Annotated in this window: 21 protein-coding genes and 1 pseudogene; 11 read left to right on the top strand and 11 right to left on the bottom strand. The window is 70.1% G+C overall.

The annotated features are described in order from the left end of the window. Positions 1 to 7 precede the first annotated feature (7 nt). Complete coding sequence (locus tag AC5P1C_RS37530; protein WP_493870452.1) at positions 8 to 1180, bottom strand: serine hydrolase domain-containing protein; 1173 nt, start codon at positions 1178 to 1180, stop codon at positions 8 to 10. A gap of 416 nt (positions 1181 to 1596) precedes the next feature. Between AC5P1C_RS37530 and AC5P1C_RS37525 the strand changes: the two genes are divergently transcribed. Together AC5P1C_RS37525 and AC5P1C_RS37520 are read left to right on the top strand one after the other, a co-directional pair. Beyond that, complete coding sequence (locus AC5P1C_RS37525; protein ID WP_493870451.1) at positions 1597 to 1779, top strand: hypothetical protein; 183 nt, start codon at positions 1597 to 1599, stop codon at positions 1777 to 1779. Beyond that, the gene (locus AC5P1C_RS37520) at positions 1748 to 2227 is read left to right on the top strand and encodes a TolB-like translocation protein (protein ID WP_493870450.1); all 480 of its coding nucleotides are present in this window, start codon (positions 1748 to 1750) and stop codon (positions 2225 to 2227) included. Before AC5P1C_RS37525 ends, AC5P1C_RS37520 begins: the two co-directional genes overlap by 32 nt. Positions 2228 to 2236: 9 nt before the next feature. Here the strand turns inward: AC5P1C_RS37520 and AC5P1C_RS37515 are convergent, their stop codons facing one another. After that, complete coding sequence (locus tag AC5P1C_RS37515; protein WP_493870449.1) at positions 2237 to 2827, bottom strand: TetR/AcrR family transcriptional regulator; 591 nt, start codon at positions 2825 to 2827, stop codon at positions 2237 to 2239. Positions 2828 to 2954: 127 nt separating this feature from the next. On the opposite strand from AC5P1C_RS37515, the gene AC5P1C_RS37510 reads away from it, so the two are divergent. After that, complete coding sequence (locus tag AC5P1C_RS37510) at positions 2955 to 4409, top strand: amidase (protein ID WP_493870448.1); 1455 nt, start codon at positions 2955 to 2957, stop codon at positions 4407 to 4409. On the opposite strand, the gene AC5P1C_RS37505 is transcribed toward AC5P1C_RS37510, so the two are convergent. The 6 genes from AC5P1C_RS37505 to AC5P1C_RS37480 form a co-directional block, all read right to left on the bottom strand. Continuing rightward, positions 4399 to 5037, bottom strand: coding sequence for a disulfide bond formation protein B (locus tag AC5P1C_RS37505; RefSeq protein WP_493870447.1), 639 nt, complete (start codon positions 5035 to 5037; stop codon positions 4399 to 4401). The two genes, AC5P1C_RS37510 and AC5P1C_RS37505, sit on opposite strands and share 11 nt — an antisense overlap. After that, positions 5037 to 5201, bottom strand: a complete 165-nt coding sequence (locus tag AC5P1C_RS37500) for a DUF5993 family protein (protein ID WP_493870446.1) — start codon at positions 5199 to 5201, stop codon at positions 5037 to 5039. The genes AC5P1C_RS37505 and AC5P1C_RS37500 overlap by 1 nt, the downstream gene beginning before the upstream one ends. Positions 5202 to 5311: 110 nt before the next feature. Then, entirely contained in the window at positions 5312 to 5764 is a 453-nt protein-coding gene (locus AC5P1C_RS37495) for a hemerythrin domain-containing protein (RefSeq protein ID WP_493870445.1), read from the bottom strand. A gap of 73 nt (positions 5765 to 5837) precedes the next feature. Continuing rightward, the gene (locus tag AC5P1C_RS37490) at positions 5838 to 6308 is read right to left on the bottom strand and encodes a VOC family protein (protein ID WP_493870444.1); all 471 of its coding nucleotides are present in this window, start codon (positions 6306 to 6308) and stop codon (positions 5838 to 5840) included. 17 nt (positions 6309 to 6325) lie between these two features. Then, on the bottom strand, positions 6326 to 7102 hold the full coding sequence (locus tag AC5P1C_RS37485; protein WP_493870443.1) for an NAD(P)-binding domain-containing protein: 777 nt from the start codon (positions 7100 to 7102) through the stop codon (positions 6326 to 6328). Beyond that, entirely contained in the window at positions 7099 to 8076 is a 978-nt protein-coding gene (locus tag AC5P1C_RS37480; protein WP_493870442.1) for an alpha/beta hydrolase, read from the bottom strand. The genes AC5P1C_RS37485 and AC5P1C_RS37480 overlap by 4 nt, the downstream gene beginning before the upstream one ends. Before the next feature lie 81 nt (positions 8077 to 8157). Between AC5P1C_RS37480 and AC5P1C_RS37475 the strand changes: the two genes are divergently transcribed. Together AC5P1C_RS37475 and AC5P1C_RS37470 are read left to right on the top strand one after the other, a co-directional pair. Further along, positions 8158 to 8733 carry a TetR/AcrR family transcriptional regulator gene (locus AC5P1C_RS37475; protein WP_493870441.1) on the top strand — a complete coding sequence of 192 codons (576 nt, stop codon included), beginning with the start codon at positions 8158 to 8160 and terminating at the stop codon, positions 8731 to 8733. 222 nt (positions 8734 to 8955) lie between these two features. Continuing rightward, positions 8956 to 10149 carry a hypothetical protein gene (locus AC5P1C_RS37470; protein ID WP_493870440.1) on the top strand — a complete coding sequence of 398 codons (1194 nt, stop codon included), beginning with the start codon at positions 8956 to 8958 and terminating at the stop codon, positions 10147 to 10149. 31 nt (positions 10150 to 10180) lie between these two features. Here AC5P1C_RS37470 and AC5P1C_RS37465 read toward each other — a convergent pair whose 3' ends face one another. Next, entirely contained in the window at positions 10181 to 10792 is a 612-nt protein-coding gene (locus AC5P1C_RS37465; protein WP_493870439.1) for a dihydrofolate reductase family protein, read from the bottom strand. A 307-nt stretch (positions 10793 to 11099) separates the two neighbouring features. On the opposite strand from AC5P1C_RS37465, the gene AC5P1C_RS37460 reads away from it, so the two are divergent. Both AC5P1C_RS37460 and AC5P1C_RS37455 read left to right on the top strand, forming a co-directional pair. Continuing rightward, entirely contained in the window at positions 11100 to 12251 is a 1152-nt protein-coding gene (locus tag AC5P1C_RS37460) for a hypothetical protein (protein ID WP_493870438.1), read from the top strand. 33 nt (positions 12252 to 12284) lie between these two features. Then, positions 12285 to 12416: pseudogene (locus tag AC5P1C_RS37455) on the top strand (mycothiol transferase); the annotation flags it as partial. Here the strand turns inward: AC5P1C_RS37455 and AC5P1C_RS37450 are convergent. Beyond that, on the bottom strand, positions 12407 to 13432 hold the full coding sequence (locus AC5P1C_RS37450) for a helix-turn-helix transcriptional regulator (protein ID WP_493870437.1): 1026 nt from the start codon (positions 13430 to 13432) through the stop codon (positions 12407 to 12409). The pseudogene AC5P1C_RS37455 and the gene AC5P1C_RS37450 sit on opposite strands and share 10 nt — an antisense overlap. A gap of 110 nt (positions 13433 to 13542) precedes the next feature. Here AC5P1C_RS37450 and AC5P1C_RS37445 point away from each other — a divergent pair, with 110 nt between their 5' ends. From AC5P1C_RS37445 to AC5P1C_RS37430, 4 genes are all read left to right on the top strand, one after another. Beyond that, positions 13543 to 14115, top strand: coding sequence for a DinB family protein (locus AC5P1C_RS37445; protein WP_493870436.1), 573 nt, complete (start codon positions 13543 to 13545; stop codon positions 14113 to 14115). Between the two features lie 216 nt (positions 14116 to 14331). Beyond that, positions 14332 to 15501, top strand: coding sequence for a winged helix DNA-binding domain-containing protein (locus AC5P1C_RS37440; RefSeq protein ID WP_493870435.1), 1170 nt, complete (start codon positions 14332 to 14334; stop codon positions 15499 to 15501). Between the two features lie 204 nt (positions 15502 to 15705). Beyond that, on the top strand, positions 15706 to 16113 hold the full coding sequence (locus tag AC5P1C_RS37435; RefSeq protein WP_493870434.1) for a RidA family protein: 408 nt from the start codon (positions 15706 to 15708) through the stop codon (positions 16111 to 16113). 92 nt (positions 16114 to 16205) lie between these two features. Further along, positions 16206 to 16793, top strand: a complete 588-nt coding sequence (locus tag AC5P1C_RS37430) for a hypothetical protein (RefSeq protein WP_493870433.1) — start codon at positions 16206 to 16208, stop codon at positions 16791 to 16793. Here the strand turns inward: AC5P1C_RS37430 and glgB are convergent. Beyond that, on the bottom strand, positions 16726 to 17886 hold a 1161-nt coding region (gene glgB / locus AC5P1C_RS37425; protein WP_493870432.1), incomplete at its 5' end, for a 1,4-alpha-glucan branching enzyme. The genes AC5P1C_RS37430 and glgB overlap by 68 nt on opposite strands.

Here is a 17886-nt window from a genome sequence, read left to right as displayed (position 1 = left end):
ACCTTGCCTACTTCTTGCGCAACAGCGCGCAGACGAGGTTCTCCTCCACGGTCCGCAGCCGCTTCAGAAGTTCCGGCTTGTTCGTCTTGTTGACCTGGGTGGTGAGGGAGACGGTCAGCGAACGCTTGCCGTCCGGGGTGGCCGCGATCAGCTGCGTGTAGCCGGGGAAGTTGCCCGTGTGGCCGTAGACCACGCCGCAGCGGGTGGTGTACCGGAAGATCGCAAGACCGGCCTTGTTCTTGCCGGGGCCCGCGGGTTCGGACGCGCCGTTCACCCACTTCAGCTGATGACGGCGTGTCCGGTCGGAGATGAGCTTGCCGCCGGCGTAGCCGCGGATGAAGGCCGTCATGTCCTTCGGCGTCGAGGTGATCCCGCCCGATGCCCACACGCCCGATGCACTGAGTACCTCGCTGACGTCCTCGGGCGGGTCCGGCGGGGTGACGTCGTAGCCGTGCATGTACGGCCGGGGCATCCGGTAACCCTGCGGCAGGCTGGTGTCGCGCAGACCCAGCGGGTGGTACACGAAGTCGGCGAGCAGGTCTTCGTAGCGGCGGTCCGTCACTGCCTCGGCCATCAGCGCCACGGCGATGTTGTCGGAGTTGGAGTAGGCGTACCGCGCCCCCGGGCGGAACCCCAGCGGCTCATCGGCCACGAAGTCAAGGAGTCGGCGGGAGTCGAACCGGCGGCGCGGGTCCTCGGTCACCAGAGCCAGGAATTTCGGGTCCGCGCTGAAGTCCGGCAGTCCGCTGGTGTGGTTCAGGAGGTGGCGCAGCGTCACCCGATGCCATGCGCGCGGCAGCCGGGGAAGGACCTTGCCGATGGTGTCGTTCAGGCGCAGCTTCCCGAAGTCGACGAGTTCGAGGGCGACCGCGCCGCTGTACGCCTTGGCCGTACTGGCGATGCGCATGTGGTCGGTGGCCTCGATCGGACGGTCGGTGCCCGTCTCGGCGACGCCGGCCCGGTAGATCTCGTGGTGGGCCCCGCGCTTGAGGACGGCGATCGCTCCGGGCGGTCCGCCGGGGGCGGTGGTCAGGTCGTGCAACTGCCGTTGCAGCGCGCGGCCGTCGTCGGCGGGGACATCCGCGGCTTGGGTCGGTGCCTGCACTAGACCCGCCATGCAGGCAGCGGCCAGCAGAGCGACCAGGGGGAGGCGGACCTGCGGGGAGCTGGGGAGTGGCACGGAAGGACTCCTGAGACGTGAGCGCGGTCGGTCGGGACCCGCGGGTTCGGGTCGTACAGCAACAGATCACCGGCCACGGATCTGGGTGACGCGGCCGTACCGCACCCCGATGAGTGACAGGGACATGCGGCCAGGTGGTCGCAGATGGTTGCCCTGTCCGCGCGCCTACGGCACAAAAGTCCGCCGCAGCGCCCTGCCCCACTGATGCAGCCGACGCATCCGCACCGTGGAGGGCTCGCGGCTCATTGACCCCCGGAGGCGCACGGTGTTCGCTCGCCTACGGTGCACGGGGACACGGGGGACACCGAACGGGGATCGGCGCGCACTGCCATGCCCTCCTCTTCCCGAGCGTGCCCGGATGCTCCGGAGCACGCCCGGACGGCACACGGAGACCGCTGTCGACACAGGAGGAACCGATGACCGTTCATCAGCGCGTGACGGCTGCCGGCGCCGCGTTGGCCGCCCTTTGCGCGGTGACCGCCCTTGCCCCCACGGGCGCGTCCGCCGCCGACCCGTCCGTGCCGCGCACCGAGCGGGTGGGCGTCGGCGAGGGCGGCGCCGAGAGCAATGCCGCTTCCAGACCCGGTGGTCAGCGGTGACGGCCGCTACGTCGCGTACGCGTCGGGCGCCGAGGATCTCGTCGCGGGGGACGCCAACGAGCGGGACGACGTGTTCCTCTACGACCGCAAGACGAAGCGCATGCGGCTGGTCAGTGCGGCCGCGGACGGCACACCGGCCGACGGGGACAGCGGCAACGTCTCGCTGAGCCAGGACGGGCGCTACGCGGCGTTCACCTCCGCCGCCTCCAACCTCGCCCCTGACGACGACGGCGACAGCAGTACGGACGTCTTCCTGCGGGACATGGTCACCGGGGAGGTGCGTCTCATCAGCGACGAGAGCGAGCCGGTGTCCGAGGACACCGCACCGGGGCCGCGGACCGGAGTCGGCGACGAGGGCGGCGCGGTGGTGTTCGACTCCCCGGCCGGGAACCTCGTCCCTGACGACACCAACGCGGCGGCCGATGTGTTCCTGCGGCGGCTGCGCTGACGCGGAGACTCACGGCCCGGCGATGACTCCCTCGACGATTCTCATCAATCGGTCCCCCACCTGATCGATGCTCCCGTTCTGCGTGCTGACCTGTGCGCCTTCGAGTACGAAGGTGATCTCGGCCGCGGCCTGTTCGGGGTCCGGCAACCCTGCCTCGGCGCACATGCCGACCAACCGGCGGGTCTGGTGGGCCTTGTGCTGCTCGATGACCTGCCGTGCGGGATGGGAGCGGTCGGGCAGCTCGGCGAGGGAGTTGATGAACGGGCAGCCCCGGTGCGAGATGGCCGGCAATCCCTCGGCGATGAACCGGGCCAGGCCCAGGATCTGTTCCCTGGGCCTGCCGGGGTATTCGGCCTCGACCCGGTCGAAGGCGGCCTGGTAGTCGGCGGCGACGATCCGCAGCCACTCCGCGACCAGCGCGTCCTTGGTCTCGAAGTGCCGGTAGATCGCCATCTTGGTGGTCTCGGCCTTCTCGGCGATCGCCTGGACGCCCACCCGCCTGATCCCCTCGGCCTGGAAGAGCTCTTCCGCCGCGTCGAGGATGCGCTCACGAGGCGGCAGTTTGGCCACTCTGCTCGGCCTTCTGGCGGTCGATGTCATGACTGCTCCGTGACGTCCGGTGGGTGGGGGCCCTCTTGCCTGCCTGCTACGGTACCAGTCAGTCCCTGACGATACCCATCAGTATCGTAAGGGACTGGACGGTATTGTTCTTTCCCTGGGAGTGACAGTGAGAGTTGCCGAGTACGTGAACTTCGACGCGGTCGGGCTCGCCGAATTGGTGGCCAAGGGCGAGGTGACCCCCGCCGAACTGGAGGCAACGGCACGCGAGGCCGTGCGGGCGGTCGATCCGCAGATCAACGCCATCGTGGAGGCATGGCCGACCGACGACGAGCCCACCCCGGGCGGCGCACCGCTGGCCGGGGTCCCTTTCCTGATCAAGGACATCGGAGTCTCCATGGCGGGGCGTCGCATGGAGCTGGGCAGCCGCATCGCGGCCGGCAATGTCGCGGGCTCCGACTCCTCCCTGATGCTGCGCTTCCGTCGCGCAGGCCTCGTGACGTTCGGGCGCACCGCGACACCGGAGTTGGCCTACAGCATCACGACCGAACCAGTGATGTACGGCCCGACCCGCAACCCTTGGAACCCGGAGCGCAGCGCGGGCGGATCCAGCGGGGGAGCGGGTGCGGCTGTCGCCGCCGGGGTGGTCCCGATCGCGCACGCCACGGACGCGGCGGGCTCGCTCCGCATACCCGCGGCCTACAACGGTCTCTTCGGGTTGAAGCCCACCCGCGGCAGGGTCTCGATGGGGCCCGGCGCCGACGAGGTCTTCAACGGCCTTGCCGTGCAGGGCAGTGTCAGCCGGACCGTCCGCGACAGTGCGGCCCTGCTCGACCAGATGCGCGGCCCGGAACCGGGTGACCCCTACTTCGCCGAGCAGCCGCCCCGGCCCTACGCGGAGGAAGTCACCCGCCCCCCGGGCACGTTGCGGATCGGCGTCCTCACCCAGGCATGGGGCGGACGCCGCACCACGCCACCGGTGGCCGAGGCTCTCTCTCGTACGGTGCGTCTGCTCGAATCCCTCGGCCACCAGGTGGAGGAGGCCGAGGTCGGCATCGGGGTCGGCTGGGAGGAGTTCGTCCTGGCCAACGCCCGCCTGATGACGGCGAATCTGACGGCATCGCTCGACGAGCTGGCTGCGGCCTTCGACCGCCCCATCGACGCCTCGACTCTCGAGCCGGGCACCCTGGTCGGCTACCACTATGGGCAGCGGGTCAGTGCCGCCCAGTTCGTCACCGCGCTCGCGATCCGGAACCGGGTCGCCCGAAGCCTGGCACGGTACTTCGACGCCCACGACGTACTGCTCACCCCGACCGTGCCGGAGCTTCCCCTGCCCTTGGGTGCCTATGCCGAGGGTGCGGAGGGGCTGGACGGTCTCGGCTGGATCACCCGCCTCAACGACCGCTCGCCGTTCACCACGGCCTTCAACATGGCGGGCACACCCGCCATGTCCGTGCCCGTGACGTCCGACGCCGACACCGGCCTTCCGATAGGCATGCAATTCGCTGCCGCTTACGGGCGGGAAGGCCGCCTGTTCCGCCTGGCCGGCCAACTGGAACAGGCAAGCCCGTGGTCGGGCCGAACACCCGCGGTGTGGGCAGCGTCCCCGTCGCTCAGTCGATGATCCCGACGTCGTAGAAGAAGCGGTAGCGGTCCGGGTCGTCCGGCAGGAACCAATGGAAGCCCTCCAGGAGGAAGACCGCGACCAGGTTCACCGCGATCACCAGGGCGAGGAAGCCGAACACGACGCGGCCCGCCATCCTGTACGCGCCTGACGTGGGCACCGTGGTGTCCGCAGTGGCGTGGGCGAAGGCCATCACGATGCCGATCGCCACCACCGAGGCCATGAACAGGATCCAGGCCCACACGTACAGGTGCAGGCCGAGGACGGGCGCGCCGTAGCCCTTGTCGCCCGGCAGGATGTGCAGCATCGTCTGCCGCCAGGACGCGAAGGCACCGCCCATCACCGCGACCAGGGCCAGCCCCCAGCCCATCATGTAGTCGCGGCCGGTGACCGTGCCGGTCATGCCGCGGCGCACGATGTACGCCGCTCCCAGCGCGGCGAGCAGCATGAACATGCGCTGCACCATGCACAGCGGGCAGGGATAGTCCCAGTCGACGAACTGGACGCCGAGCCCGCCGCAGACCACGCCGGTCCAGCCGACGGCGAAGAAGCAGGCGAACCAGTACTGGACCTTGCCGAGCACGGAGGAGCGCTCGGTGCCCGGCAGCGGGGTCGTCAGAGTGCTCATCAGTAGTTCAGCCCCAGCTTGAGGCTGCTGGTGATGTGGTGGGCGAGCAGGAGGACCGTGAGGACGAACACGATCCACCAGCCGCCGAGCAGTACGGCCCGTGAACGCCGACGGTGGAGCGCGTACAGCGTGGCGAGGAGGCCGCCGAAGATGAGGGTGTCCATGGCCGCGGAAGGTATCCGGGGAGGCGGCCTCACCGTGGCAGGGCGCTCGGGACGCGCCACCGGTTCCACGGGAAGGGACCAACCCCCGCCCGGCCCACCTGCTGTGACGCTCAGTCAGGGTGTGCCTCGCGCCAGGCCGCCATCGACAGGTTCCAGTCGTCGCCGTCGAGCGCGGTGAGCGAGGCAGGGAACAGGCCGTCCTCCTCCTTGGCGATGTGGTGGTGCAGTTCGTCGACGGCTTCGACGAGGGTGCGTACGTCACCGGGGTCCGTCAGGTCGAGAGCGGGCAACAGGGCCGCGAGTCCGCGGTGTTCGCTCTCCAGGTCCGCGATGTAGTCCGCGTACTCGGGATCCTTTCGCATCACGGCGAAAAGGCCGTTCTCCTCGCCACGCCAGTGCGAGTCCAGCTCGCGGGACATGACGTCCACGAGGGCGCGTGCGCGGGCCGCGTCGCCCAGCTTCAGGGCTCGGACGGCATCGCCCGCGGCGTCGGTGACGCGCTCGTGCTCGACGATGAACTCCTTGATCAGCGGGATCTCTCGGCAACCGCAGTAGTGGCACATGGAGGTGTTTCTAGGCGAGAGGTCGCGCCCGCCAGGTACGCCACGCGCGCGTGGCCGTCGGTGTCACCCCGCGTCAGCGCTCTCTGAGCTCACCCTGGGCGCTCTCGTCGATGGCGGGCATGGACACCCCGCCTGGATGCCACTTGTCCAGGAAACTGCCCTGCCTGCTGAGGTCGACGAGTTCGATGCGTGCGCCGATGCTGTCCATATGGTGGTAGGTGAACGGCCGGCCATAGGGGCATCCGGAGAAGTCCGCGGGCATGCCCTCGTCCTCCAGGCGCCGCGAGCCCGCCTCGACATCGCTGCTCCAGAAGCCGATGTGATCGAACCTGGCGCCCGCCGACGCGTCCCAGGGGCTGCCGGCGGGGCCTTCGATGAGCTCGATGAACGGAGGCCCACCGGTGGTGAAGGCGATGCGGTAGTCCCACTCGCCGAGCCGGTCGGACAGTGGATCACTCCATTCGACCCCGGCCGAGCGCCGGAAGTCCCGCATCGCTTGCTCGATGTCCAAAACCGCGAAGCACACATGGTAAAAGGCAGTCATTCACCCATGATCGGACATCAAGTGCCGCCTTTCGCCAGGTCGGTGAGGAGACCGTCGAGGGCCTTGCCGAGGGCTTCGACGTTGGCTGCGTCGAACCACGTGGTGCGGATCCGTTCGTTGTTTCCGTTCGGGGTCTCGTGGTCGGCGGCGAGTTGGTGCAGGGATCGGGTCTCGTCGCTCAGGGCGCGGCCGACGCCCTGGAAGAGTCCGCGGACGTAGCGGTCGGCGACGTCGGAGGGGATGCCGTGGCCGGCCGCCCATGACGTGAGCGTGGCGAGATACGAGTAGTGGGTCGTCAGTGTCCCCGTCAGCGCGGAGAAGACGTCGAACGCCGCTTCGTCCGCGACCGGCTGTGCCCCGCCAAGCCGATCGAACAGCGCGTCCACCACCGGGTGGGAAGGAAACGTCACGGTGACGGAGCGGCGTTCACGGACGGAGGGCAGCGGGATGGCCCGCACGAACGCGGCGTCGGAGGCGAGCAGGTGGCGCAGGTCGTCGTTGGCGACGCCGGACATCACGTTGACCACCGTCTTGTCGGCGTCCACCCGCAGACCGGCCAGGGCTTCGTGCCGGTCCCGTGCGCGTACGGCGATGATCACCACCTCGGAGCGTTCCACCACCTCCTGGTTGTCGGCGCAGACCTGTACGCCCTCGTAACGCCCGGACAGTTCCGTGGCCGTGGCGGCACCGCGGGGTGAGAGGAACACCTGCGGTGGCTCGTCGACCCCGTCGCACAAGCCCGTCACGATGGCCCGGCCGATCTCGCCGACCCCGACGATGCCGATGCGCTTCACTGTGTCTCCTTCCATGAGGCCCGCAGGAAGTCGAGGATCTCCGCTCGCGCGGGCTCGGCCTGCGGTGCCATACCTGGCGTGCTGACGAACGCGTGACCCGCGCCGTGGTACTCGGACAGGCGCGCGGGCGTTCCGGCCGCCTGCAGTCGTTCGGCGTAGACGCGGCCGTGATCGGCCAGCGGGTCGTGGGTCGGCACCACCACGAGCGCCGGGGCAAGGCCGTCGAGGCTGTCGGCATGGAGCGGTGAGAGCGCACGAGGGTCGGCTCCCGGCGGAACGGCGAGCCGCTGGAACAGGCGCAGTTGCGGCACGGCGAGGGTCGGGGTGCGGGCGTGTTCGGCGACCGAGGCGTGGTCGAGCATCGCCTCGGTCACATCGACGGCGGGGTTGACCAGCACCTGCGCCTGGAGGGGCAGGCCGGCTGCCCTGGCCCGGATCGCCGCCAAGGCGCAGATGAACCCGCCGCAGCTCTCCCCGAAGACGGCGGTCCGTGCCGGGTCGATGCCCCACTGTGCGGCGTGCCGCAGCACGTGCTGGAGTACCTCCCAGCCGTCGTCGACAGCGGCCGCCAGTGGAGTGTCCGGGGCGATGAGCCGGTGCTCGACCGAGACGACCACCGCGGGGAGTCGGGCGGCCAGGTGGCTGTTGACCCAGTCGCTCTGCACCGCCGTGCCCACGAACCCGCCACCGTGTACGTGGAGTACGAGGGGCAGATCTGTCCGGCCGCCCCCGTCCCCGTCGGGCCCAGGTGACGGCCGGTACACCCGCACCGGGACTTCGCGGCCGGGCAGCGCGACCTCCTGCCAGTCGATGGCGGCGCCGGGGTCAGGCTCCCCGGTGATCGCCCGCGCCGCGTCGGACGCCCGGAAGCGGTTCTCCGCGTCGCGGTAGGCGACCAGCTCCTCGGCCGTGATCGCAGGCCAGTTCGGCTCCGGCGGCCGCTCGGCGGCGGCAGCGGCGGTGAGCTCACTCATGGTCCTTAATTCCTTCCCTCAGAGAGTTACGCGACCTCAGGTATCGAAACCTAAGGTAGCGAAAACCGGTATCGTGTGGCTATGGCATCGCCCAAATCCGCCAGACCGCCCGGCCGCCCGCGCACCGGCGTCAACGCCGAGGTCTTCGCCGCCACGCTGAGCACGGTCCAAGAGGTCGGCTATGCGCGCGCCACCGTTGAGCGCATCGCCGCCGCGGCCGGTGTCGCGAAGTCGACGGTCTACCGCCGCTGGCCGTCGAAGGGCGCACTGATCGTGGACTGTCTCCTGGACGCGTTGGGCCCAGCGCCGCTGGCGGGCGCGAGCCGGGCCGAGATCATGTCCTCGACCATCCGCTGGACCGCGGCGAAGATCAGTGAACCGGGAGTGGGCGACGCGTTCGCCGGCGTGTTCAGCGACGCCGTCAGCGATCCGGCCCTGCGCGAGATCCTGTCGACGCGGTTGCAGGATCCCTACCGGCTCGCGTTCCAGGACGCGCTCGGGGAGCCGGAACAGCGCGTCCTGTTCTTCATCGACGTCGTGGTCGGCGTCCTGCTCCACCGGATGGGCATGACCGGCGAACCGATGGTCGACGCCGACGTCGACGCCCTCGTCGAGATGGTGCTGCCGTACTTCGCCGACGGCCCCGGCCCGGCATAGCGTCCGCCCCAGCGAACTCGACCATCGACGCCGGGGCGCTCTGGGGGCCGCCTAGGATCTGCCCATGATCGCTGGCCTGCTCATGCCGATCCGGCAGGCATCCGTTCTGCCTGGTTCGACATGGAGCCATGGCGAGCGAGCGCGACAAGGCAGGGCGGCAAGGCAGAGCGACAAGGGGGAGCGATCATCAACGGAATTGCGGGGACCGGGCGCAGGGGCGTGGTGGCCGTTGCCGTGCTGGCGGCCGTGCTCATGGCTGCGGGGTGCGGTACGGGCTCCGAAGAGAGCGGCCCTCGGGCCGCCGGATCCGACGGCAAGGACGGGCGGGCCAAGGGCCCCGCGGGCTCCCTCACCTGGGAGTTCGAGCACATCGCGGACTTCAACGGAGAGCTCGTCGATGTCGCCGTCCTGGCCGAGGACGACATCTGGGCGGTCGGGAACGAGAACGACGGCACGGCCAACGCCCACCTCCTGCACTACGACGGCACGAAGTGGAAGCGTGAGCCCCTGCCCGAAGCTCTCGGCGCCGGCGTCCACCCGCCCCGCCTCGAAGAGATCGGTGAAGACGTCCTGTGGCTGCGGCCGCAGGCCGTCGAAGACGGCGCCGCCAACCGCTGGGCGCAGTGGGACGGCGCCCGCTGGTCCGCGGTGCCGAGCCCTCCGCCGGGCGAGACAGGGGATCTCGAGGCCGCGGGCCCGGACGACATCTGGGCCCTCGACAGCGAGCACACCGCCCAGCACTGGGACGGCACCGGCTGGACCACGACCCGGCTGCCGTACGAAGCCTCCGACCTCGCCGTGGTGGGGCAGGACGACGTCTGGGCGGTCGGCCGCCGCTCGACCGGGCCGGGCACCGAACTGGAGGGCGGCGGCGAGTCGTACAGCCAGCCCGCCTCGATGCACTGGGACGGCACGTCCTGGAAGGCGGTGGACACCCCGCAGGCCCGCTTCGATGAGCCGCTCCCGCCGGAGCCGGACGCCGGTCTCGCCCAGGTCCTCGCGCTCGACAGCGGGGAGGTGCGCGCGTACGGCATCCACTCCTTCAATCACGGCGAGGTCGAGAGCGAACCCCAGGACGAGTACATCCGGCTGCGCCGGGACGGCTCGAAGTGGGTCGAACAGGAGGCCGCGCCCGGCGGATGCGCCCTGCGGACCCCGGTGGGCCAGGACGACAAGGGCTTGTTCCTCGACGGGAACTGGTACGTGACCGACGACGGCCGGTGCGTGAAGATCAAGCGCCACCGCCTGCCCCTGTCTACCGGCGCCCGCAAGGGATCCAACCAGTCGCTGTGGCTGAAGGAGATCCACCGCGTGCCCGGCACCGACGAGTGGCTGGGCGCCGGACTCGTCCAGGTCAACCAGTCCGGCGATCCCTTCCGCGCCCCCGTCGTCGTACGCCTCAAGCGCGGCGGCTGATCACCGGGCCGCTCCAGCCCGCCGCGAGCGCCTACGCGTCGGCCCCGTACGTCCCGTACTCCGGAAGTCCCGTCGATTCGTAGACGTGGATCGCCAGTCCGCCCGGTGTCGTCTCGTTGCTCAGCAGCCGCAGTCCCGCGGGTGCGCCGCCGTCCGGGAGCAGGCGGCGGCCCGTGCCCACGACCACGGGGGCGATCGCGAGGCGCAGTTCGTCGACCAGACCCGCGGCAAGCAGGGACTGGCCGAGCCGTCCGCTGCCGTGGATCTGCAGCTCTCGGCCCGGCTGCCGCTTCAGCTCGGCGACCTGGGCGGGGATGTCGCCGGACAGGATCGTGGTCGGGTCCCAGTCCGCCGTGGTCAGGCTGTGGGACGCCACGTACTTCGGCAGGCCGTTCAAGATGCTCGCGGACGGGTGCTCGGTCATCTTGGGCCAGTCCCGCGCGAAGTTCAGGTACGTACGGCGGCCGAACAGGAAGGCGTCCGCCTGACCGAGCCAGGTGCCTGCCAGCCGTTCGAACTCCTCGTCCAGGTGCGGCACGAACCAGCCGCCCCGGGTGAAGCCATCACTTGTGTCCTCGTCCGGCGCCCCCGGGCCTTGGTAGACGCCGTCGAGCGACAGGAACTCCTGGAGTACCAACCTCATCGTGCACCACTCTCCTGACAGGGGGACGGGTCCGTCCCTCCCTCTTCAGACAGCGTGGCCCACGAAGACTCATCGGTCCCGGCACCGCCGATCCCGTGTTCCTCGCACCTGAGATCGACCGGCCCCACCGGCCAGAACCAGGCAGCGCTGAGGCCGCCCCTCTGGCCTGCGATGACGGTATAGGAATGGCTTGATATGTCTACGTACCGTCCGTCCGGCATGGCGAAGCCGTGGGCGGGGCAGCGCTCCCCTCGCCGGGTCCAGGAGCCATACTGGTCGGGCCCCCGCCCTCTCACAGAACGACTCCATGGCGAAGAAGAGCACCTCAACGACCACCGTCCCCGACACCGCGTGGCTGGGGCGCGGGCGCCACCTCGGGCCCGAGCCCGAGCAGGACGTCCGGCGCAACCTGATCGCCCTCAAGGCGGCCGGGGTGCTTGACGACTTCCTGGATCTCGACCCCGTCGAGGCGGCCCGCTCCACCGTCCTGCACCCGCGGGACGAGTCCGCCGACCCCGGCCCGTCGGCCCGCCGCCTCTTCGAGGCCCGCTGGCGCGTGGCCGACGACATCACGGTGCGTGCGCAGCTGACCCTGTACGACCCCGAGACCCGCCGCAAGGAAACCGAGGGCGTCACCTGGGTCCTCGCCGCGGAGGCGGAGCGGGCGTGGGACGTGCACTGGCCTTCGCCTGCCCTGATGTTCTGGCCGGACAGCGACCGGGTCGCCTGGGACCACGACACGGTGCCGGGCGTGCGCATGCGGACGACGAACCACCTGCCCAAGGACGACGACGAGCTGCGCCGCCGACTGCGGGACTGCACCCGGCAGAGCTGGTCCATCCACGTCGTGGTGCACGAGGCGATGACGCCGGACGCGGCTGGGCAGAAGCCGATCTCGGCGTTCCTGCCTCCCGGCCTGCGCCACCGCGTGGTCGAGCACCGCGGCACGCCGGAGCAGGCGCAGATCGCCGACTTCGCGATGAAGCGGGAGCTGAGCGTGCGGATGCCGCGCGGCGGCGGCGTCGTCCTGCCCACGACGCCGCAGACCCCGGGGTACGACGCGGAGCGTTACACGGTGCGCAGTGTCTTCCTCGACGGCTCGGAACCGACCGAACTCCTCGACAGGATCAAGGAGTTCGCGGTGCTGCCACGGCCGCTGCCGGCCGAGGCCGAGCGTGCCCTGACCCAGCTGCGCCAGGGATGGCACCTGCTCACCCAGGAGGAGGAGCTGGCCCACGCCCAGGGCATGGTCACCCGGTACGCCGAGGCGCTCGAGGCCATGACGAACTCCCGTGACCTGTACCAGCAGGCGGCCGATGCGGCGCAGGCCGCGCTGGCCGAGGTGACCGGCGGCGACGGCGTGCCCCGCCCGGCCGCGACGGGTCAGGCCAAGGCGGACGGCTCACCGCTGAGCGCCTTCACGAAGGCGTTCGGCCGCTTCCGGGACCCGAACAAGTAGGGCGTTGCCCGCGTGGGCAACGCCCTGATGGCGGCCTGGAGTTCTGTGCGTCACATGCTCTGGGTGCTCATCCATCTGATCGAGGAGACCGCACGGCACGCGGGTCACATGGACATCGTGTGCGAACTCATCGATGGTGCCATCGGCGACCACCCTCAGGGCTGACCCGGATCGGCCCTGGAAGTGGGTGAGTTGGTCGCGGCGCGGGCATAGCGGCGGGCCAAGTGCGTGAAGGCGTCCTTGAGTTCGGCCGGGCCGACGATCTCGATGTCGGCGTCGAACCGGCCGATGTCGGCGGCCAGAGCAGTCCATGACCAGGAGCCGATGACGAGTCGGCAGCGGTTCGGTCCGATCTTCTCGACGAGCCCGTCGCGCGAGTACTGGGACACCTGGGCCGCGGGCAGGTCGAGGATCACCTCACCGCGACAGGGCCAGTCGCCCGATCCGGCGGAGCCCTGGAACCTGCCGGCCACGAACGCGGCCACGTCGCCGCCGGGCACATCGCGCGGGGTGAAGCGGGGCCCGGCGGGCGTACGCGGAGTGATCCGGTCGGCGCGGAAGGTGCGCCAGTCCTCGCGGTCGAGGTCCCACGCGACGAGATACCAGCGTCCGCCCCAGGTGACGAGGTGGTGGGGCTGCACCCGGCGAGGAGGGGGCCCGGCGCAGTCGCCGTCGGCGGCCTCCGGCGGGGACACAGGGGCGTAGTCGAATCGCAGTACCTCGCGGGCGTGCACGGCCGCGCTGAGCGCCATGAGTACGTTGCTGTCGACCTGCGGGTTCGGCCGGGTCGATGGCCGCTCGACCGCGGTGACCTGGAGGGTGTCGACGCGGCGGCGCAGCCGGGCGGGCATGACCTGCCGGACGGTGGTCAGCGCACGCGCCGCGGCTTCCTCGATGCCGGCGCCGGTGGTGGTGGCGATCTGGAGGGCGACGGCGAGGGCGATGGCCTGCTCGTCGTCGAACAGCAACGGAGGCAGCTCCGAGCCCGCGTCCAGCCGGTAGCCCCCGTCGGGCCCCTTCAGGGCCACGACGGGATAGCCGAGCTCGCGCAGCCGATCGACGTCACGACGCACGGTGCGCGCGCTGATGTCCAGCCGCTCGGCCAGCAGCGCTCCCGGCCAGTCCCGGCGCGCCTGGAGCAGCGAGAGCAGCGAGAGCAGTCGGCCTGAGGTCTTCGGCATGACTCCATGTTGCCCCGAGAAGAGGTCACAACCTGACCGCTTCTCCTGCGAGGGTCGTCCGTGCCAGACCGAGACAACGACAACGGCAACGACTGGAAGGCCCGATCACGGTGACCACCACGACCACATCCCCCTCGACGCTCGACGCCGAGCGCGCCGACCTGCTCGCCCGGCTCGCGGCCGCCCGATCGGCCCTGACCTCCACGGTGCGTGGACTGAGCGACGAGCAGGCAGGACAACAGCCGACCATCAGCGCGCTGTGCCTGGGCGGACTGATCAAGCACGTCGCGTCCATCGAGGAAGGATGGCTGCGCTTCGCCGTCGACGGTCCCTCCGCGATGCGCTACGACCTGCCCGACGGTGTCACCTGGGACGACCTCGCGGCCGGTACCGCCCGTGAGTACCCGCAGTGGGCGATCGACCATCAGAACGACTTCCGGATGCTGCCCGGCGACGACCTGGCCGGGATCGTCGCGCGCTACGAGGAGGTGGCGGCCCGCAGCGAAGAGATCGTCGCCTCCGTCCCCGACCTCTCGGCGACACACCCGCTGCCCGAGGCGCCCTGGCACGAGCCGGGAGAAGTACGCAGCGTGCGCGGGGTGCTGATGCATGTGATCGCCGAGACCGCGCAGCACGCAGGCCACGCGGACATCCTGCGCGAGACGCTCGACGGCCAGAAGTAGATCCCCGGGGCCGGGCGGCGGCTGTGCGTCGTCGCCCGCCCCGTTCCACGACCTGGGATCGATGCTCGACGCGAGATCCAGGGGCCACACGGGTCTGTACGAGACCGAAGGGAACGGCGTCACCGTGAAGATGAACGAACTGAGGCGGAGGGACACCACCAACCGCGCGTCGCTGGGCGGACGTTCGACCGGCGGGCACACCGCGCGAGGGCCCCGATGACCGTTCTCGACACCCGGGCACTGAACCGCGCGACCCTCGCCCGGCAGCTCCTGCTCGATCGCGTCGACGTACCGGTCCTCGACGCCGTCGCCCATCTGGGTGGCATGCAGGCGCAGGAACCGCAGGAGCCGTTCGTCGGCCTCTGGTCGCGGCTGCGCGGCTTCGACCCGGCGGAGCTCTCGGAGCACCTCGTACGGCGGCGCGTGGTCCGCACCCACCTCATGCGCCGCACCGTTCACCTCGTCACCGCCGATGACGCTCTGGCCTGGCGCGCCCGCCACGACGCCATGCAGCGCCAACGGGTGCTCGGCGTCTACCGCAACGAGTTGGCGGGGACCGACCTCGACGAGCTCGCGGCGGCGGGCCGGGAGGTCATGGCCGACGGCGAGCCGCGCACGATGACCGGGCTCGCGCGGGAACTGGCCGACCGCTGGCCGGACCCGGGGCCGCGGGCTCTGGGAGAGATGCTGATGGCCCTGGTCCCGATGGTGCAGATGCCGCCGCGCGGGCTCTGGCGGACGAAGGCAGGCGTACGGCATGCTCCGCTGGCGTCCTGGCTGAAGCGCGGGGTCGCCCCTCTCTCCCCGGACGACACCGACCCCGTGGGGCAGGCGATGCTGCGCCGCTACCTGGCCGCGTTCGGTCCCGCTGCCTCGGCCGACCTGCGCGCCTGGTGCGGCCTGGCGGGACTGCCGGCAGCGGTCACCGCGCTGCGCGAGGAGCTGGTCTCCTTCCGGGACGAGCGGGGCCGGGAACTGCTCGACCTCCCCGACGCACCGCGCCCGGCCCCGGACACCCCAGCCCCGGTGCGGTTCCTGCCGGCGTTCGACAACGCGATCCTCGGCTTCCAGGACCGCACCCGGATCATCGACGACGCCCACCGGGGCCTGTCGGTCGCAGGGGCCCGGGTCGTGTTGGTCGACGGCCGGGTGGCCGCCACGTGGACGGAGGAAGAGGGCACCGTGACGGTCACCCCGCTGGGCCGATTCTCACGGGCGGACCGCGTCGCGGTCATGGAGGAGGGACAGGCGCTGGCGGCGTTCCTCACCGACACCGACACCGACACCGACACCGACTCCGACCCTGATTCCGACTCCGACTCCGACGCCGGTAACGGCTCAGGCAAGGCGGTCCAGCGCGTACGGATCTCCGGGTCTTCTCGCTGAGGTCGTCACATCCGAGGCGTCGCCGGATCAAGCAGCACGAGCCCGAACTCCTTGGTCACCAAACGGTTACCCAGTCACCGGAAAGTGCGTTCTTCCACGTCAGCGGCCACTCTTCTAGGGTTTCCCAGTATCCGCCGGAGACCACGAGTGGGTGGGTGAGGTGGAAACGAGCCCGCGGGCTCTCATGACAAGGAGACAGACAGCATGGCCATCACCCTGGTGAATCCCGACGGGTTGCCGAAGATCGATGCCTACCGGCAGGTGTCCGTCGCGACCGGGTCGAAGCTGGTGTTCATCGCCGGGCAGGTCGCCTGGGATGCCGATGGGGTCACGGTCGGAGAAGGTGACCTCGCCGCTCAGGTCGAGCAGTGCTACCTCAATGTCGCCACCGCCCTCGCGGGGGTCGGGGGATCCTTCGACGACGTGGCGAAGTTGACCGTGTATGTCGTCGACTGGACCCCGGACAAGATGCCGCTCTTCGGAGAGGGAGTGGCGCGGGCGGCCGCGAAGTTGGGGGTCACTCCCGTACCGCCGGGCACGCTGGTGGGCGTGGCGGCGTTGGACGTGTCCGAGCATCTGGTGGAGGTCGAGGCCACGGCGGTCATCGACTGAGCAGGTGGAGGGACGTGACATCCTTCGACGCTGCAGACTTGGCGTGCTGGCGTGCTGGCGCGTCGTAACGCGGCCGAAGGGAAGAGCTGTTGATGACATTCCGACTGCACCTGGAGCAGATGGCGCGGCGTACCGTGGCCGAGTTCCCCGCAGAGCCGGCCTCCGACATCTACGCGGTCACGTTCCGTGTCGACAGCGTCGACCAGGACCCGAGGTTCCCGTACGTGGCGATCGGCTACAACACCGAGACCGAGGTGGCGCGGCTGCTCGCGGAGGGGAACGCCCCAGAGCCGCGGGAGGCCCGCTGGAGCTACGCCTGCTTCCCGCCCTCCGGCCTTGAGGGCATCCGCACTGTCGGGCACGACCCCGAGCACGACCCGGTCGGAGCCGATCTGCACCGGCGAGAAGCGGTGGCCCAGGGCCTTTGGTACGAGGAGGGGGACGGCCTCTCCGAGGAGGAGCAGGACGAGCGTGACGAACGGCTCGCAGAACAGTTCGACGAGTTGTGTGTCGAGGTGGCACGCCACCTCCACGAGGACGGCCGGCTAGTGGCAACGCTTGGACGGCCTGTGCCGGTCATCCTCTACAACATGTTCGACCCCGACCAGATGTTCACGCTGACCCGAGCCGCCAACCCGGCCGACCTGGTTGCGGAGTTCCTGAGGGAGATCCCGGAGTGACCCCGATCGGCTTCAGCCAGAGGGCCGCCAGGGGCGGAAGCGTCAAGGAGACGGACGTGGCGAAGCCGTGGCTGGGGTGGGGTTCCTGGTGACGGGGGTCGTCGTTCCCGACGCCGCTGCCGCCATAGCGCGGCGCATCGGTGTTGAGGATCTCTTCCCAGGCTTCGCCCACCCCAGGAGGTACGCCGAGCCGGTAGTCGTGGCGGACCACGGGGGAGAAGTTGAAGACGGCCAGCAGGGGAGTGCCGTCGGAGGCGTGGCGGAGGAAGGCGAAGACATTGTCCTCGGCTGCGTCGGCGGCGATCCAGGTGAAGCCGGACGGTGATGTGTCCTGCTCCCACAGGGATGGCGTCGCCACGTAGTGGTGGTTCAGGTCCGCTACGAGGTGTTGGATCGCGCGGTGTTCCTGGTGCGCCGGGTGGTTCTCCTGGAGCACCCACCACTGGGGCCCGTCCAGCTCTGACCACTCGGCGCCCTGCGCGAACTCCTGTCCCATGAAGAGGAGTTGCTTGCCCGGGTGCGCCCACATATAGGCCAGGTACGCACGGTGGTCGGCGCGCTGTTGCCACCAGTCGCCCGGCATCTTCGACACCAGAGCCTGTTTTCCGTGCACGACTTCGTCGTGGGAGAGGGGCAGGACGTAGTTCTCGCTGTAGGCGTACACCATCGAGAACGTCATCTCGTCGTGGTGGAACTTGCGGTGCACGGGCTCGTGGGAGATGTAGGCCAGGGAGTCGTGCGACCAGCCCATGTTCCACTTGAACCCGAAGCCGAGACCGCCGAGCCCGGCCGCCCCGGGCTCGTCCGTGGGCCGGGTGACCCCGTCCCACGCGGTGGACTCCTCGGCGATGGTGACGACGCCCGGACAGCGGCGATAGACCGTCGCGTTCATCTCCTGCAGGAAGGCCACCGCGTCCAGGTTCTCCCGTCCGCCGTCGGCATTGGGCGACCAGCCTCCTTCCTCGCGGGAGTAGTCGAGGTACAGCATGGAGGCGACGGCGTCGACGCGCAGGCCGTCGATGTGGAACTCCTCGCACCAGTAAGTGGCGTTGGCGACAAGGAAGTTGCGGACCTCCTTGCGGCCGTAGTCGAA

It is taken from the genome of Streptomyces sp. A18 (assembly GCF_059026065.1).
The sequence above is the reverse complement of the archived record's forward strand: the minus strand, read 5'-3'. Positions and strand labels throughout refer to the sequence as shown.